Source organism: Sandarakinorhabdus glacialis (assembly GCF_014643455.1).
In the GTDB taxonomy this organism is placed as follows: domain Bacteria; phylum Pseudomonadota; class Alphaproteobacteria; order Sphingomonadales; family Sphingomonadaceae; genus Sandarakinorhabdus; species Sandarakinorhabdus glacialis.
This window is the reverse complement of record NZ_BMJM01000011.1, coordinates 1-16,508: the sequence shown is the minus strand read 5'-3', so window position 1 is coordinate 16,508 and position 16,508 is coordinate 1. Positions and strand designations below refer to the sequence as shown.

The window sequence follows — 16,508 nt, the reverse complement described above, 5'->3', positions numbered from 1 at the left end:
GCGATCACCTGACAATTGGCAACGTTGCCGTCGCACCCCGTTCAACCGGGCGTTCGGCGGCTTTTTTGCGTCTTTTTTCGCCCGCATCCAGCCCAGGGGGGTTCTCATGCTGTTCGCATCACCGGCCATCAACGCGATCGAGCCCAAGGCGACGCGTATCGACCTGTTCAGCTTTTCGACCCCCCAGATGCGGGCCTTCCACATCACCTGGATGGCGTTCTTCGTGTGCTTCTTCGCCTGGTTCGCCGCTGCCCCGCTGATGCCGTTAATCAAGGCCGAGTTTGGACTTTCCAAGGACCAGATCGCCAATATCAACATCGCAGCGGTGGCCGTGACCATCCTGGTGCGGCTGGTCATCGGCCCGCTGTGCGATCGCTTCGGGCCACGCCGCGCCTACACCTGGCTGTTGCTGCTGGGGGCATTGCCGGTGTTCGGGCTGGCGTTCGCTCAGACCTATGAAGCGTTCCTGTTCTTCCGCCTCGCCATCGGCGCGATCGGCGCCTCGTTCGTCATCACCCAATATCACACCAGCGTGATGTTCGCCCCCAACGTCGTCGGCACCGCCAATGCGACCGTTGGCGGCTGGGGCAATGCCGGCGGCGGCGCCGCGCAAAGCCTGATGCCGCTGGTCGTCGCCGCCATGATCGGCCTCGGCGTCGAACAGGCGTTCGGCTGGCGCGCCGCGATGTTCGTGCCGGGCGTTGCGATGCTCGCCATGGCGTTCGTCTATGCCCGCTACACCCAGGACACCCCGCAGGGCGACATCGTCGACATGCGGGCTGCCGGCATGGACATCCACGGTGGCAAGAAGGGCGGCTGGGGCATCTTCAAGCAGGCAGCGGCGAACTACCGGACCTGGTTGCTGGCAATCGCCTATGGCGCCAGCTTCGGGGTGGAGATCTTCATCCAAAACATCGTCGCCAGCTATTATGTCGACACGTTCGAGCTGTCGCTGGCCAACGCCGGATTTGCAGCCGGCATCTTCGGCGGGCTGGCGCTGTTCGCCCGCGCCCTTGGCGGCATCGCCAGCGATCGCATCGCCTTGCTCAAGGGCCTCGATGGCCGGACTCTGCTGCTGTTCACGCTGATGCTCGGCGAAGGCATCGGGCTGCTGTTCTTCGGCCATGCGGCGACGGTGACGACGGCGATCATCGCCATGACGGTGTTCGGGCTGTTCACCCATATGGCTTGCGGCGCGACCTATGCGCTGGTGCCGTTCGTCGACAGGAAGGCGCTGGGCGGTGTCGCCGGCCTGATCGGTGCAGGCGGCAACATCGGCGCCGTGGCGGCGGGTTTCCTCAACAAGGCCTCGGCGACCCCGCAGGATTGCCTGATCGTCCTTGGCTATGTCGTCGCCGGCTGTTCGCTGTGCGCGCTGGCCGTGCGGTTTTCGCCGGCGCACAAATCCGCCGAGCGCGCCCTGCTCGATGAAGCGCTCGAACTGCGCCGGACGGGCGCGGCGGTCGGCACCGGATTGCCGGCATGAACGCCGCGCGTATCGCAATAGTGCTCTCCCTGAGCAGTTCCCCGGCGCTGGCCGAAAAAATCACCCTCAAGCCGCTGATCGATGCCCGGCTGCGCTATGAAAATGTCGAACAGGCCGGCTTTGCCCAGGGCGCCGATGCAGTGACCATGCGCGTCCGCGCCGGCATCGAGGCCCGCACCGGCGATTTCAGCCTGCTCAGCGAGGCGGTGGGGACGCTGGCCATAGTCGAAAACTACAACAGCGGCGTCAACGGCCGCACCGCCTTTCCGATCGTGCCGGATCCGCAGACGATCGGGCTCAACCGGCTGCAGCTGCAATATCGCGGCCTGCCCGGGACCGTCGTCACGCTGGGCCGCCAGCGCATCAATCTCGACGACCAGCGCTTTGTCGGCTCGGTCGGCTGGCGCCAGAACGAACAGACCTTCGACGCGGCGCGGGTCGAGTGGACGGGGATCAAGAACCTCAAGGCGGATGTCACCTATGCCTGGAGCGACCGCACCATCTGGGGCATCAACGGCGGCAACCGCCATGGCCCGGCGCGCTATGCCGCGATCGGCGGCGATAATGTCTTCGCCAACCTCGCGCTGAAGACCGCGATCGGCACGCTGACCGGATTTGCGTATTTGATCGACCAGGACGAGCCGCTGGTCCTGCGCAACAGCAGCGCCACCTATGGCGGCCGTTTCGCCGGCGCCCGGCCACTGGGGGACGGCGTCAAGCTCAACTATGTCGCCAGCTACGCCCACCAGACCGACCATGCCCGCAACCCCAATCGCTACGCCGCGAACTACTATCTCGGCGAACTGGCGCTCAATGTGGCGGCGCTGCGCTTCGGCGGCGGCTACGAGGTCTTGGGCGCCGACAATGGCGTGCCGCTGACCAGCTTCCAGGCACCCCTCGGCACCCTCCACAAGTTCAACGGCTGGGCCGACAAGTTTCTCGTCACGCCGCCGAACGGCCTGCGCGATGCCTATGCATTGGCAGGTTACGGCTGGAAAAAACTCGGCCGCTTCGAAGCGATCGCGCTGACCGCCAGCTATCACCGCTTCGACAGCGACAGGTCCGGCCAGCATTACGGCAACGAGATCGACCTGCAGGCCAGCGCCCGCTCCGGCCGCGCCACTGTGCTGGCCAAATATGCCGATTATCGCGCCGACAAGTTCGCCACCGACACACGCAAGTTTTGGCTCTCGCTGGAGTGGGCAATATGATCGACAAACCGCACCTGGTCGTCATCGGCAACGGCATGGCCGGCTGCCGCGCCGTCGAGGAAATCCTGGCGCGCGACGCCGACGCCTATCGCATCACGATCTTCGGGGCCGAGCCGCGGGTCAACTACAACCGCATCATGCTGTCGCCGCTGCTCGCCGGCGACAAGGGCTTCGACGACATCGTCATCAACGACCACGCCCGGTACGCCGACAATTTGATCGACCTCGTCGCCGGCGATGCGGTCGTGGCGATCGATCGGTCCGCGCAGACGGTGACGGCGCGCTCGGGCCGTGTCGAACATTACGACAAGCTGCTGCTGGCCACCGGTTCCGACCCGTTCATCATCCCGTGTCCCGGCCATGACCTGCAGGGCGTGGTGACCTTCCGCGACATGGACGATGTCGGCAAGATGCTGCGCGCCGCCGATGCGGGCGGCGATGCCGTCGTCATCGGCGGTGGCCTGCTGGGACTGGAAGCGGCACATGGTTTGGCGCTGCGCGGCATGAAGGTGACGGTGCTGCACCTGATGCCGACCCTGATGGAGCGGCAGCTCGACGAAGCCGCCGGCTGGCTGTTGAAGGAAGCCCTTGAGGCGCGCGGCCAGGTCATCCTGACCGGCGCCGATACCGCCGAGATCATCGGCCACGGCCGGGTCGAAGGCATCCGGTTGAAGGATGGCCGCGAGATCCCGGCGTCGCTGGTGGTGATGGCGGTCGGCATCCGGCCCAATGTCGCGCTGGCCCGCGACGCCGGGCTCGCCATCGGCCGCGGCATCCATGTCGACGATCACCTCGTTACGTCCGACGCGAACATTCTCGCGGTCGGCGAATGTGTCGAGCACAATGGCCTCGTTTATGGCCTCGTCGCGCCGCTGTGGGAGATGTGCCGCAGCCTCGCTGACGGGCTGGTCGCGGTACCGAGCGGCTACACGGGCTCGGTCACCTCGACGAAGCTCAAGGTTTCCGGGATCGACGTGTTTTCGGCCGGCGATTTTTCGGGCGGCGCGGGCTGCGAGGATATCGTCATGCGCGACGCCTCCCGCGGCGTCTACAAGCGCGTGGTGGTCAAGGGCGACCGCCTGGTCGGCGCCGTGCTGTACGGCGATACCCGCGACGGCAACTGGTATTTCGACCTGCTTAAACGGCAGGACGATGTCTCCGATATCCGCGACGCGCTCATTTTTGGCCAGGCCTTTGCATCGGGAGGTGGAGCCGACGCAAACCCTGATGCGGCCGTCGCGGCGATGTCCGACGACGGCGAGATCTGCGGCTGCAACGGCGTTTCCAAGGGCAAGGTGGTCAGCGCCATCGTCGGCGGCGCGGTCACGCTCGATGCGGTGCGCGCCTGTACCAAGGCGTCGGCGTCGTGCGGCTCATGCACCGGGCTGGTCGAAGGCCTGTTAAGCCTGACGCTGGGTGACGCCTTCGCCGGCGAGCGGGCGGCGCCGACAGTGTGCAAATGCACCAGCTTCACCCATGAAGAGGTGCGCAGGCTGATCGTGGAGAAGGCCCTGAAGGTCATCCCTCAGGTCATGCAGGCGCTGCACTGGACGACGCCCGACGGCTGTGCCTCGTGCCGGCCGGCGCTCAACTACTACCTGCTCTGCGCCTGGCCGGGCGACTATGTCGACGACCAGCAGAGCCGCTTCGTCAATGAACGCATGCACGCCAATATCCAGAAGGACGGCACCTATTCAGTGGTGCCGCGGATGTGGGGCGGCATCACCAACCCGCGTGAACTGCGCGCCATCGCCGATGTCGTCGACAAGTTCAAGGCGCCGCTGGTCAAGGTCACCGGCGGCCAGCGGCTCGACATCTTCGGTATCAGGAAAGAGGATTTGCCCGCCGTCTGGGCCGATCTCAATGCGGCCGGGATGGTGTCGGGCCATGCCTATGGCAAGACCCTGCGGACGGTGAAAACCTGTGTCGGCTCCGACTGGTGCCGCTTCGGCACGCAGGATTCGACCGGCCTCGGCGTGAAGATCGAGCAGATGACCTGGGGGTCGTTCATGCCGCACAAGTTCAAGATCGCCGTGTCGGGCTGCCCGCGCAACTGCGCCGAATCCACCATCAAGGACTTCGGCGTGATCTGCGTCGACAGCGGATACGAGCTGTCGATCGGCGGCAATGGCGGCATCAAGGTCCGCGTCACCGACCTGTTGTGCAAGGTCGCGACCGAACAGGAAGCGATGGATTACTGCGCGGCGTTCATCCAGCTGTACCGCGAGGAAGCCCGTTACCTCGACCGCACCGCGCCGTGGGTCGAGCGTGTCGGTCTCGATTACATCAAGCAACGGATCGTCGAGGACGCGGCCGGACGCGAAACATTGCGCGACCGCTTCCTGTTCTCGCAATTGTTCATGCAGGACGATCCCTGGGCCAAGCGCGCGGCCGGCGAAGACTATAAGCTGCACCAGCATCTCGCCGAGATCCGCCCGATGGTGCCGGCATGAGCCTCCAGGCAGAATGGTTGGATATCGGCCCGGTCGACCAGCTGCCGGCGCTCGGTGCGCGGACGCTGCCGGTGCGCGGCGGGCGGGAAATCGCGATCTTCCATACCGCCAACGGCGAGGTCTATGCGCTGGTCAACGCCTGCCCGCACAAGGCCGGCCCGCTCAGCCAGGGCATCGTCCACGACACGACCGTCACCTGCCCGCTGCACAATTGGCGGATCTCGCTGGTCACCGGCCAGGCGCTGGGCAGCGACGTCGGCTGCGTGCCGGTCATCCCGGTAAAGATCGACAACGGCCGCATCCTGATCGGCCGCGCCGCCGCCCTGGCGGGGGTCGTTTGAGCCCGGTCAAGACCACTTGCCCGTATTGCGGCGTCGGTTGCGGGGTCCTCGCCACCCCGGCCGGCACGCCGAACGCTACCACTGACGCTGCGCGCGCTGCCACGATCGCCGGCGATCCCGACCATCCCGCCAATCGCGGCAAGCTGTGCTCCAAAGGCACCCACCTCGGCGAGACGATCGGCCTGGAGGGGCGGCTGCTGCAGCCGATGATCGGCGCGAAAATCGCCGAATGGCCGGCCGCGCTCGATCTCGTCGCCCGGCGCTTTGCCGCCGCCATCGCCGAGCACGGCCCCGACAGCGTCGCCTTCTACGCCTCGGGCCAGATGCTGACCGAAGACTATTACGTCGCCAACAAGCTGATGAAAGGTTTCATCGGCACCGCCAACATCGACACCAATTCGCGCCTGTGCATGGCCAGCGCGGTGGCCGCCCATGTCCGCGCCTTCGGCGAGGATATCGTGCCGTGCAGCTACGACGACCTCGACACCGCGGAACTGATCATCCTCGTCGGATCGAACACCGCCTGGTGTCACCCGGTGATCTGGCAACGCATCGAGGCAGCACGCGCGGCGCGCGGTACGAAGCTGGTCGTCATCGACCCGCGCGCCACCGAAACCGCGCGCGCCGCCGATCTCCACCTCGCCATCGCGCCCGATACCGACGTCGCGCTGTTCAACGGGTTGCTCACCGAGGCCAAGGCGCGCTGGCGGCTCGACGGCCGCGCACTGGCCGAGCGGGTGACGGTACCGGACGGCTTCTGGCCGGCCATCGCCGTGGCCGATGTCGCCGCCACCTGCGAGATAAGCGCCGACGATTTGCAGGCCTTTGTCGACCTGTTCCTCGACAATCCGCGCACCGTCACGCTGTTCAGCCAGGGCGTCAACCAATCGACCAGCGGCACCGACAAGGCCAACGCCATCATCAACCTGCACCTGGCGACCGGCCGCATCGGCAAGCCGGGCGCCGGGCCGTTCAGCATCACCGGCCAACCCAACGCCATGGGTGGCCGCGAGGTCGGCGGGCTGGCCTCGATGCTCGCCGTCCATATGGGCTTCAGCCCCGAGGAGCGCGACCGCGCCCAGCGCTTCTGGCAATCGCCGACAATGTGCGCCGGCCCCGGCCTCAAGGCGGTCGAGATGTTCGAGGCGATGGCGTCCGGCAAGATCAAGGCGGTGTGGATCATGGCGACCAACCCGGTGGTCTCGATGCCGGACCGCGCCCTGGCGCGAAAGGCGCTGGCAATCTGCCCGTTCGTCGTCGTCTCGGATTGCATCGCCGCGACCGACACCGGATTTTATGCGCAGGTCCGGCTGCCGGCCCTCGCGTGGGGCGAGAAGGACGGCACCGTCACCAATTCGGAACGCCGGGTGTCGCGGCAACGCCGCTTCATGGCGCCGCCGGGCGAGGCGCGCGCCGACTGGTGGGCAGTCGCCGCCGTGGCGCAGCGCATGGGGTTCGCAGGGTTCGACTATCCCGATGCCGCCAGCATCTTTCGGGAATTCGCCGCCCAGACAGGGTTTGAAAACAACGGCACCCGCGTTCTCGATATTTCGGACCGGGCGACGATCACCGACGGCGAATATGCGGCGATGGCGCCCTTTCAGTGGGGCGGCGCCTCGCCTTTTGCGACCGGCGCCTATCCGACCCCCGACGGCAAGGCCCGAATGGTGGCGGTGCGCTACCAGCCGCGTGCCGATGGCAGCCGGGATTTCCCGCTGCGCCTCAACACCGGCCGCTACCGCGACCAATGGCACACGATGACCCGGACCGGCCTGTCGCCGAAACTGTCGCAGCACCGCCCCGAGCCGCTGGTCGAGGTGCATAGCGACAACGCGCGCCGCCATGGCGTTGTCGACGGTGGCCTCGCGCGCGTCGCGACCGAGCAGGGCAGCAGCATCTTTCGCGTCGCGGTCACCCCCGACCAGCGCCTGCGCGACCTGTTCGTGCCGATCCACTGGACCGACCAGACCAGTTCCGAGGGCCGCGCCGGCCGGCTACCGGGACGCGATCGCGATCCTTTGTCGGGCCAGCCGGGGTTCAAGAACACCCCCGCGACGATCGCCCCCTATCGCCCCGAATGGACCGGCTTCCTCATCACCCGCGAGGTCGGCGCCAACCCCGACTGCACCTGGTGGACGCGCATCCGGACCCGCGGCGGCTGGCTGACCGAACTGGCCGGGCAAGGCGACCCCGGGGTGCTGACCGGATTGCTGCCTGTCGGCGACCGCGCCGAGATGATCGACACAAGGCGCGGCGTCGTCCGCTCGGCGGTGCTGGTCGCCGGCCGCTTGCAGGCGGCGCTGTTCGTGTCGCGCAACGCCGGCCTGCCGCCGCGCGAATGGCTGGTCGAACAACTCGGCGCCGACAATTCATCGTCGATGGAACTCCTCGCTGGCCGGCCGGCGACGCCCGCGCCAAGTCGCGGCGCCATCATCTGCGTCTGTTTCGATATCGGCCTCGACACGATCACCCGCGCCATCGCCGACCAGTCCCTCGTCAGCGTCGAAGCCGTTGGCAAGGCGCTCAACGCCGGCACCAATTGCGGTTCGTGCCGCCCGGCCATCGCCGCCCTCTTGCCCCTCCGGAAGGACCTTGTGCATGGCTGATCTCATCGCGCCCGGCGAAGTCTGGCTTGTCGGCGCCGGCCCCGGCGACCCCGACCTGCTGACGCGCAAGGCCGAACGACTCATCGCCGCCGCAAGCATCGTCTTCCACGATGCCCTGGTCGGGCCGGGCGTCCTCGACCTGATCCCGCCGCACGTCGCCCGCGTCTCGGTCGGCAAGCGCGCCGGCCGCCATTCGCGCACCCAGCCCGCCATCGATGCCTTGCTCGTCGAGGCCGCGCAGGCCGGGCACCGCGTCGTCCGGCTGAAGGGCGGCGACCCCTCGATCTTCGCGCGGTCTACGGAGGAAATCGACGCGCTCGCCCGCCATGGCATCCGTGTCCGCATCTGCCCGGGCATCACCGCCGCCAGCGCCGCGGCCGCCAGCGCCGGCATTTCGCTGACCTTGCGCGGCACCGCCCGGCAATTGCGCTTCGTCACCGCGCACGCCCGCGACAGCGACCCGCTCGACCTCGACTGGGCGACACTGGCGGCACCCGGCGGCACCTTGGCGTTCTACATGGGCCGCGGTGCGGCGCGGCATATCAGCCAGCAACTCATCGCCCATGGTTTGGACGCCGCAACGCCGGTGCTGGTCGCGACCAGCGTCAGCCTGCCCGGCGAATGCCTCGTCCACACCCGGCTCGACCTGCTCGCCCTCGTTATCGGGAAGGCGCCGGACATCGACCCCGCGCTCATCCTCGTCGGCGAAGCCGTCCGGCGGCGCGCCCCCGCCGAAATCGAAAAACAATTGTGCAAGTCTTCGCCGCCAGGGCTACAGCATCGAAACCCATGATCACCGACATCACCAGCCCGGCCAACCCGGTCTTCAAGAGCCTCAAGTCGCTGACCGAGAAAAAGGGCCGCCGCGAACACGGGCTGTTTCTGGCCGAGGGCCTGCGCGTCTGCACCGAAGCGCTGCAGACCGGCCATGTCCCGAAATACCTGATCTTTTCGGTCGATGCCGAGGGCCATCCCCTCACCCAGGCGCTCATCGCCGCCACAGAAGCGGCCCACGGCATGGCCATCCGCAGCACCCGCGACCTGCTCCACCGCCTGACCGGCAAGGACAATCCCGGCGCCGTCGCTGCTGCCTATGCCATTCCCGACACCGGCCTCGCCAACATCGATCGCGGCACCGCGCCGATCTGGGTCGTCGCCGAAAACCTCAAGGACCCCGGCAACCTCGGCACCATGCTGCGCACCTGCGACGCGGTTGGCGCCGGCGGCGTCATCCTCCTCGACCAGTCCTGCGACCCGTTCAGCCTCGAGGCCGTACGCGCCTCGATGGGCGGGCTGTTCACCCGGAAAGTCGCCCAGACGACCGGCGACGAATTCTTCGCCTGGCTCCGCACCGGCCCCGGCCAGCTCGTCGGCGCTGCATTGGACGGCCACACCATCGACTACCGCGCCCATGAATTCGCCGCCCCGACCTTCCTGTTCATGGGCAACGAACAATCCGGCCTCCCCGCCGAATATGCAGCGCGGTGCGACGCGCTTGTAAAGATGCCGATGAAGGGCACGGCGGACAGCCTCAACGTCGCGGTGGCAACTGCTGTGCTGCTGTATGAGGCACTGAACCAGTTTGAGTCGCTGGCCCACAAATAGCGATCGTCATGCTGAACTTGTTTCAGCATCCATCGTGCCTCAGGCGAATGTTTGCTATCTGCACGATGGATGCTGAAACAAGTTCAGCATGACGAGTGGTTTCGGGTAAAGCTGCAGCGACAGCGAGGCATTGCCGTGACCAACAATACCATCCCTTGGGATGCCGTGAACTATCTCAACACCGAGACCGATATTGCCGAATATCTGGCAGCCGCGTCGGAAACCGGCAATCCTGAAGACATAACCCACGGTCTTGCCGTCGTCGCGCGGGCACTCACTAAAAAGCTGTCATCCCGGGCTTGACCCGGGACCCAGTTGCTTCGCTGCGCAGCCAAGCCAGAAAAGGCACGGGCAAAGCCCGCGCTGACGTCAGACGGGTTCGGTCGGCGAAGGGCCAACCGCCCCGCTGGCCGGTCTTGCGCCTGTCGGCGCGCTGCTACGCTGCGCGCTCGCGGCGCTACGACCTATTCCGCCGCCATCGCCTCATCCACCGCCGCTTCAGCCTGCTGCAGCGCCCACATCTCCGCATAAAGCCCGCGCGCATCGAGCAAAGCCTCATGCCGCCCGCGCTCCACGATCCGTCCCGACGCCATCACCAAAATCTCGTCCGCATCGGTCACCGTCGACAACCGGTGCGCGATCACCAGCGTCGTCCGGCTCTGCGAAACTGTCCCCAATGCCGACTGGATATCCGCCTCCGTCGCCGAATCGAGCGCACTCGTCGCCTCATCCAGAATCAATATCGCCGGGTCCTTCAATATCGTCCGCGCGATCGCCACCCGCTGCTTCTCGCCTCCCGACAGCTTCAGCCCGCGCTCGCCGACCTGCGTCGCATAACCATCGGGCAGCGACACGATGAAGTCGTGGATCGCCGCGCCTTTCGCCGCCGTCTCGATCTCGTCCTGCGACGCTCCCGGCCGGCCATAGGCGATATTGTAGCCGATGCTCTCGTTGAACAGCACGGTATCCTGCGGCACGATCCCGATCGAGCGCCGCAGCGAATCCTGCGTGACCTTGGCGATATCCTGCCCGTCGATCGTCACCGCGCCGCCCTGGATGTCGTAGAATCGGTACAATATCCGCGACAGCGTCGACTTGCCCGCCCCCGAATGCCCGACGATCGCCAGCTTCTTGCCCGGCGGCACCTCGAACGACACGTCGTGGAGGATCTGCCGCCGCGACTCATAGCCGAATTCGACATGCGAAAACCGCACATGGCCACCGACGACCTGCAACGGCGGTGCTCCCGGCACATCGGCAATCTCCGCCGGCGTATCGATCAACCCGAACATCGATTCCATGTCGATCAGGCCCTGCTTGATCTCGCGATAGACCATGCCGAGCATGTCGAGCGGCCGGAACAGCTGCGCCAGCAGCGTATTGACCAGCACCACGTCACCGATGGTGAACTTGCCCTGGCTCCAACCCCACACCGTATAGCCCATGGCGCCGGCCATCATCAGGTTGGTGATGATCGACTGGCCGACATTCAGCCACGCCAGCGACACCTCGTTCTTCGTCGCTGCGTCGGTGTATTTCTTGACCGCCAGCCCATAATTGCGGTTCTCGTGGTCCTCGGCGTTGAAATATTTGACGGTTTCGTAATTCAGCAGCGAATCCACCGCGCGTGCCACCGCCTTGTTGTCGCTTTCGACCATCTCGCGGCGCAGCTTGGTCCGCCATTCGGTAACCTTCTGGGTATAAGCGATATACAGCACCACCATGGTGAGCACCGCGACGACCATCCACGGACCCATCTTGATCCAGAAGATGACGCACACGGCCGTCAGCTCGAAGATCGTCGGAAAGATGTTGAACAGGATGAAATACAGCATCGTGTCGATGCTCTTGGTGCCGCGCTCGACGATCCGCGTCAGCGACCCGGTCCGCCGCTCCAGGTGAAAGCGCAAACTTAGCCGGTGGATATGCGCGAAGACGTCCTGCGACAGCCGCCGCGCTGCAGTTTGCCCGACCTTTTCGAAGATAGCGTTGCGCAGATTATCGAACAACACGCCGCCGAACCGCGCCAGCGCATAGGCAGCGACCAAAGCCACCGCGATCTGGATGCCGTCCGGGACCCCCGCCGCCATCCGGTCGATAGCGCCCTTGAAGGCAAACGGCATGACCAGCGTCGTCGATTTCGCCAACAGCACCAGCACCATCGCCGCCACCACCCGCGATCGTAGCCGCGGCTCGGCCTTGGGCCAGAGATAGGGAAGGAAGCGCTTCAGGGTCGCGAAATCGGCGGTGCCCGTCTGCGGCCCGGGAGGCGCCGACATATATTGCATGAGCCCAATGTGGCGATGCCGCGCCCCCGGCGCAATTGGAACCGTTACGCCGCGTCACTTGTTCAACCTTTGCAAAGGGAAAGGACAGTCATGCCCACCGGTCTCATCGTCATGATCCTGCTCGGCTGCGCCGACGGCTCGGACCAGTGCGACCGCGTCGGCGTCGCGCCGGCAACCTACGCCACCGTCGCCCAGTGCGTCGAAGCGATGCCGAATGTCCTCCCCACCCAGTCGAGCTACGCCTACCCCACGATCGCCGCCCAATGCGAACCCGCCCCCCGCACCGAAATCGCCGCCCGCTAAATTTTCCCTCCCCCTAGAGGGGGGAGGCGAGAGACGCGCCTTCGCGGCCCGGGTGGGGGTGTCTCCCCTCCCCAAATAACGCGAACCCGTTTGCCTCGCCCCCCAACACCGCCCATGGTCGCGCAATGCCCCGTCGCTCACAACAATCCGCCCCCAGCCTCCCCACCCGGGACGCCATCCTCGCCTTCATCCGCAGCCAGACCAGTGCTGTCGGCAAGCGCGAAATCGCCCGCGCCTTCGGCCTCCATGCCCAGGACAAGATCGCGCTGAAGTCCCTTCTCAAGGACATGCAGGACGAAGGCGTCCTCGATCTCGGCCCCGGCCGCAGCCTCCACAAGGGCGGTGGCCTGCCCCCCGTCGCGGTCATTCGCATCATCGAGGCCGGCGACAACGGGCCAATTGCCGTCCCCGACCGCTGGGACCACCCGCAACCACCGCCGCGCATTCGCGTCCTCGAAGGCAAGCGCCGCGCCGCCCACGGTGTCGGCGACCGCATCCTCGCCCGCATCGAAGAACACGGCGGCGGCTGGCAGGCCTTCCCGATGAAGACCCTGGCAAAAACCGAGGAATTCGTCCTCGGCATCCTGCGCAAGGAAGCGCTCGGGTTCCGCCTCGTCCCCGTCGACAAGCGCGCCCGCGCCGATCTCGCCGTCTCCGACCCCGGCGAAGCCAAGCCCGGCGATCTCGTCCTCGCCGAACCCGGTGGCCGCCCGCCGCACCAGCACGCCCGTGTCGTCGAGATCCTCGGCGATCCGTTCGCGCCGCGCTCCTTCTCGCTGATCGCCATCCACGCCAAGGGCATTCCCCACCGCTTCGAACAGGAAGTCCTCGATCAGGCCGACGATGTCGCCAAACTGCCGCTCGGCGACCGCGAAGACCTGCGCGCGCTGCCATTCCTGACCATCGATCCCGCCGACGCCCGCGACCATGACGACGCCATCTGGGCCGCCCCGGACCCGGCCAATCCCGGCCAGTTCAAGGCCATCGTCGCCATCGCCGATGTCAGCTTCTACGTCCGCCCCGGCACCGCGCTCGATCGTTCGGCGCGCAGCCGCGGCAACAGCGTCTATTTCCCCGATCGTGTCGTTCCCATGCTGCCCGAAACCCTGTCGGCGCATGTCTGCTCGCTGGTCGAGAACGAGGACCGCGCCGTCCTCGCCTGCCACCTCGAGATCGCCGCCGACGGCAAGATCCTCACCCAGCGCTTCACCCGCGCCGTCATCCGCTGCGTCACCAATATCGCCTATGAGGACGCGCAAACCACCTTCGACGCCCAGACCGGCGAATTCCTGCCCATCCTGAAGGACCTGTGGGCGACCTGGGGCGCGCTCACCATCGCCCGCAACACCCGCGAGCCGCTCGCCCTCGACCTGCCCGAGCGCCGCGTCGTTCTCGACAGCGCCGGGCGCATCGCCAGCATCGAACTGCGCGTCACCTTGGATGCCCACAAGCTGATCGAGGACTTCATGATCGCCGCCAACGTCGCCGCGGCCAAGGCGCTCGAGGCGAAGAAATCGCCTTGCATGTACCGCGACCATGAACCCCCCGGCCGCGAAAAGCTCATCGCCCTCAAGGACTATCTCGAAACCTTCGGGCAGAATTTCGCCATGGGCCAGGTCATCCAGCCGGCAACCTTCAACCGCGTCCTCGCCCGCGCCAAGGGTGAGGAATACGCCGAACAGGTCATGGAACAGGTCCTCCGCACCCAGACCCAGGCGTACTACTCCCCGGACAACAAGGGCCATTTCGGCCTGTCGCTCGGCAGCTACGCCCACTTCACCTCGCCGATCCGCCGCTACGCCGATCTCGTCGTCCACCGCGCCCTCGTTGCCGCCTACAAGCTCGGTGATGGCGGCCTCAGCGATGCCGACGGCGCCTCGATGGGCCGCACCGCCGACCACGTCAGCATGACCGAGCGCCGCGCCATGGAGGCCGAGCGCGACACCACCGACCGCTACGTCGCCGCCTATCTGTCGTCGCGCATCGGCGAGACCCTGCCGACGCGCATCACCGGCGTCGCCAAGTTCGGCTTTTTCGCGCAAGTCGTCGGCCTCGGCGGCGACGGCCTCGTCCCCGTCTCGACGCTCGGCGACGAACGCTTCATCTACGACGAGGGCACCCGCGTCCTCGAAGGCATCGAGACCGGCACCCGCTTTACCGCCGGCATGCGCCTCGACCTCGTCCTCGCCGAAGCCAACCCGATCACCGGCGCGCTGCGCTTCGAACTGCCGCTCGGCGAAGGCCAGACCCGCCCCCGCAACGATCGTGTCCGCACCGGCCGCCGCGTCGGCCAGTCTCGTATCCCCAAAGGCATCCGGCGCGGCCGCTGACAGTTGAAAGCGCTCGCCGTCCCCTCTCTCCGCCCGGCCTGGAGCTGGCTCGCGCTCGTCCTCGGCTGGATAATCGTCGCCATCACCACCACCACCGCCGATCCGCGGGGTGATACCTTTGCCGTCCTCATCCTGACCGTGCTGATCGCTGCCGTCCTCGCCAGCGTCCACCACGCCGAAGTCATCGCCCACCGCATCGGCGAACCTTACGGCACCCTCGTCCTCGCCATCGCCGTCACCATCACCGAGCTGTCGCTGATCGTCACGCTGATGCTGGCGGGCGGCGAGGAAGCCTATGCCCTTGCCCGCGATTCGGTCTTCGCCGCGCTGATGATCGCCGTCACCGGCATCATCGGGCTCTGCCTGTTCATCAGCGGGCTGAAGTTCGGCGAGGTCCGGTTCGAGGGCCGCGGCGCCTCGGCGGCACTCTCGGTGCTGACCGCGCTCGCCGTGCTCACCCTGGTGCTGCCCAATTATACCAAGCGCACCAACGAGCCGATCTTTACCCCGACCCAGCTCGCCTTCGTCGCCGTCATCTCGCTGGTCCTCTACCTCACCTTCGTCTTCGTCCAGACCGTCCGCCACCGCAATTATTTCGTCCTCGCCGCCGACGTCGAAGCCAGTGACGATGACGACCTCATCCACCAGCCCCGGCCCTCCGCCCGCGACGCCGCCATCGCCCTCGCGCTACTTCTCGCCGGGCTGGTCGCGGTCATCCTGCTCGCCGAGGCACTTGCCCCCACCCTTGACCTCACCGTCGCCGCCATCGGCGCCCCCAGCGCCGTCGCCGGCATCGCCATCGCCTCGCTCGTGCTGCTGCCCGAGGGACTGTCCGCCGTCCGCGCCGCCCGCCGCAACCAGCTCCAGACCAGCCTCAACCTGGCACTCGGCTCGGTCCTCGCCAGCATCGGCCTGACCATCCCGGGCGTCGCGCTGTTCGCCTGGCTTTCGGGCGAGCCGCTCATCCTCGGCATATCCCCCGAGCATACCGTCCTCCTCGTCCTCACCCTCCTCGTCAGCACCATCACCCTCACCAGCGGCCGCAGCACCATCCTCCACGGCGCCGTCCATTTGACCATTTTCGGCACCTACCTGCTGCTATCATTCAGCCCGTAGCCACCCGGAGCCCAGCGATGACCATCACCATCACTGCTTTCGAACACTCTCCCGATCGCGGCATCGGGCTGGCGCGCGACATGCGCATCCGCTGGGCGCTCGAGGAAGTCGGCCAATCCTATGCCGTCCGGCTGGTGTCATTCGAGGCAATGAAGGCCCCCGCGCACCTCGCCCTCCGCCCGTTCGGCCAGATCCCCACCTATGAGGACGGCGACCTCGCGCTGTTCGAATCGGGCGCTATCGTGCTCCATATCGCGCAGCACCATGCTGGCCTGTTGCCCGCGGAACCCGGCGCCCGCGCCCGCGCCATCACCTGGATGTTCGCCGCCCTCAACACTGTCGAACCGCCGATCGTCGAGCGCAGCATGGCCATCGTCACCGAAAGCGACCGGCCCTGGTTCGCTGCCCGCCAACCCATCCTCGATGCGCGCGTCCGCGATCGCCTGAGCCAGCTTTCGGCCCGGCTCGGCACCAGCGACTGGCTCGACGGTCCCTTCAGCGCCGCCGACCTGCTCATGGTCACGGTCCTGCGCCGCGTGAACAACCCAACCTTGCTCGGCGAATACCCGAATATCGCCGCGTACATCGCCCGCGGCGAAGCCCGCCCCGCTTACCAGCGCGCCTTCGCCGACCAGCTGGCGGTCTTCACCTGCATCCCCGCTTGCTAGGGTTGGGACCCATAAACAGGATTCACATCTGGTCTGAGGTGTGATTCAAGCTTCCGAGGCATCGGGAGCGCGGCATGGCAGGCGAGTTTTGGTTGGACGAC

The 16,508-nt window shown here is 66.7% G+C and carries 13 protein-coding genes; 12 read left to right on the top strand and 1 reads right to left on the bottom strand.

Annotated elements, in window-relative coordinates; all coding sequences use genetic code 11:
- Nucleotides 1-106 precede the first annotated feature (106 nt).
- The 8 genes from IEW98_RS13365 (at nt 107) to IEW98_RS13330 (ending at nt 10,005) form a co-directional block, all read left to right on the top strand.
- Entirely contained in the window at nt 107-1,486 is a 1,380-nt protein-coding gene (locus IEW98_RS13365) for an MFS transporter (RefSeq protein WP_207792575.1), read from the top strand.
- Nucleotides 1,483-2,697, top strand: a complete 1,215-nt coding sequence (locus tag IEW98_RS13360) for an alginate export family protein (protein WP_188763549.1) — start codon at nt 1,483-1,485, stop codon at nt 2,695-2,697. The genes IEW98_RS13365 and IEW98_RS13360 overlap by 4 nt, the downstream gene beginning before the upstream one ends.
- Nucleotides 2,694-5,150, top strand: a complete 2,457-nt coding sequence (gene nirB, locus IEW98_RS13355; RefSeq protein WP_188763547.1) for a nitrite reductase large subunit NirB — start codon at nt 2,694-2,696, stop codon at nt 5,148-5,150. The genes IEW98_RS13360 and nirB overlap by 4 nt, the downstream gene beginning before the upstream one ends.
- A complete protein-coding gene (gene nirD / locus IEW98_RS13350; protein ID WP_188763545.1) occupies nt 5,147-5,491 on the top strand; it encodes a nitrite reductase small subunit NirD in 345 nt (114 codons plus the stop codon). The genes nirB and nirD overlap by 4 nt, the downstream gene beginning before the upstream one ends.
- Nucleotides 5,488-8,097, top strand: a complete 2,610-nt coding sequence (locus tag IEW98_RS13345) for a nitrate reductase (protein ID WP_188763543.1) — start codon at nt 5,488-5,490, stop codon at nt 8,095-8,097. Before nirD ends, IEW98_RS13345 begins: the two co-directional genes overlap by 4 nt.
- Nucleotides 8,090-8,890 carry a uroporphyrinogen-III C-methyltransferase gene (gene cobA / locus IEW98_RS13340; protein ID WP_371870780.1) on the top strand — a complete coding sequence of 267 codons (801 nt, stop codon included), beginning with the start codon at nt 8,090-8,092 and terminating at the stop codon, nt 8,888-8,890. Before IEW98_RS13345 ends, cobA begins: the two co-directional genes overlap by 8 nt.
- The gene (locus IEW98_RS13335; RefSeq protein ID WP_188763539.1) at nt 8,887-9,702 is read left to right on the top strand and encodes a TrmH family RNA methyltransferase; all 816 of its coding nucleotides are present in this window, start codon (nt 8,887-8,889) and stop codon (nt 9,700-9,702) included. The genes cobA and IEW98_RS13335 overlap by 4 nt, the downstream gene beginning before the upstream one ends.
- Before the next feature lie 69 nt (nt 9,703-9,771).
- Nucleotides 9,772-10,005, top strand: a complete 234-nt coding sequence (locus tag IEW98_RS13330; protein WP_188763537.1) for a helix-turn-helix domain-containing protein — start codon at nt 9,772-9,774, stop codon at nt 10,003-10,005.
- A gap of 161 nt (nt 10,006-10,166) precedes the next feature.
- Here the strand turns inward: IEW98_RS13330 and IEW98_RS13325 are convergent, their stop codons facing one another.
- The gene (locus IEW98_RS13325; RefSeq protein WP_188763535.1) at nt 10,167-11,990 is read right to left on the bottom strand and encodes an ABCB family ABC transporter ATP-binding protein/permease; all 1,824 of its coding nucleotides are present in this window, start codon (nt 11,988-11,990) and stop codon (nt 10,167-10,169) included.
- Between the two features lie 90 nt (nt 11,991-12,080).
- Here IEW98_RS13325 and IEW98_RS13320 point away from each other — a divergent pair, with 90 nt between their 5' ends.
- The 4 genes from IEW98_RS13320 to IEW98_RS13305 all read left to right on the top strand — a co-directional run bounded on the left by IEW98_RS13320 (nt 12,081) and on the right by IEW98_RS13305 (nt 16,407).
- Nucleotides 12,081-12,293 (top strand): hypothetical protein, encoded by a 213-nt coding sequence (locus IEW98_RS13320; protein WP_188763534.1) that lies wholly within the window; start codon nt 12,081-12,083, stop codon nt 12,291-12,293.
- Between the two features lie 125 nt (nt 12,294-12,418).
- Complete coding sequence (locus tag IEW98_RS13315; protein ID WP_188763532.1) at nt 12,419-14,623, top strand: ribonuclease R family protein; 2,205 nt, start codon at nt 12,419-12,421, stop codon at nt 14,621-14,623.
- A gap of 3 nt (nt 14,624-14,626) precedes the next feature.
- Complete coding sequence (locus tag IEW98_RS13310; protein WP_207792574.1) at nt 14,627-15,739, top strand: calcium:cation antiporter; 1,113 nt, start codon at nt 14,627-14,629, stop codon at nt 15,737-15,739.
- Nucleotides 15,740-15,756: 17 nt separating this feature from the next.
- Nucleotides 15,757-16,407, top strand: coding sequence for a glutathione S-transferase family protein (locus IEW98_RS13305; RefSeq protein WP_188763530.1), 651 nt, complete (start codon nt 15,757-15,759; stop codon nt 16,405-16,407).
- Nucleotides 16,408-16,508 lie beyond the last annotated feature (101 nt).

Coding starts and splice junctions, on each gene's coding strand:
- IEW98_RS13330 (WP_188763537.1), top strand. CDS start 9,772: ATGCTGAAACAAGTTCAGCATGACGAGTGGTTTCGGGTAAAGCTGCAG.
- IEW98_RS13305 (WP_188763530.1), top strand. CDS start 15,757: ATGACCATCACCATCACTGCTTTCGAACACTCTCCCGATCGCGGCATC.
- IEW98_RS13335 (WP_188763539.1), top strand. CDS start 8,887: ATGATCACCGACATCACCAGCCCGGCCAACCCGGTCTTCAAGAGCCTC.
- IEW98_RS13320 (WP_188763534.1), top strand. CDS start 12,081: ATGCCCACCGGTCTCATCGTCATGATCCTGCTCGGCTGCGCCGACGGC.
- IEW98_RS13360 (WP_188763549.1), top strand. CDS start 1,483: ATGAACGCCGCGCGTATCGCAATAGTGCTCTCCCTGAGCAGTTCCCCG.
- IEW98_RS13365 (WP_207792575.1), top strand. CDS start 107: ATGCTGTTCGCATCACCGGCCATCAACGCGATCGAGCCCAAGGCGACG.
- nirB (WP_188763547.1), top strand. CDS start 2,694: ATGATCGACAAACCGCACCTGGTCGTCATCGGCAACGGCATGGCCGGC.
- IEW98_RS13325 (WP_188763535.1), bottom strand. CDS start 11,990: ATGCAATATATGTCGGCGCCTCCCGGGCCGCAGACGGGCACCGCCGAT.
- nirD (WP_188763545.1), top strand. CDS start 5,147: ATGAGCCTCCAGGCAGAATGGTTGGATATCGGCCCGGTCGACCAGCTG.
- IEW98_RS13315 (WP_188763532.1), top strand. CDS start 12,419: ATGCCCCGTCGCTCACAACAATCCGCCCCCAGCCTCCCCACCCGGGAC.
- cobA (WP_371870780.1), top strand. CDS start 8,090: ATGGCTGATCTCATCGCGCCCGGCGAAGTCTGGCTTGTCGGCGCCGGC.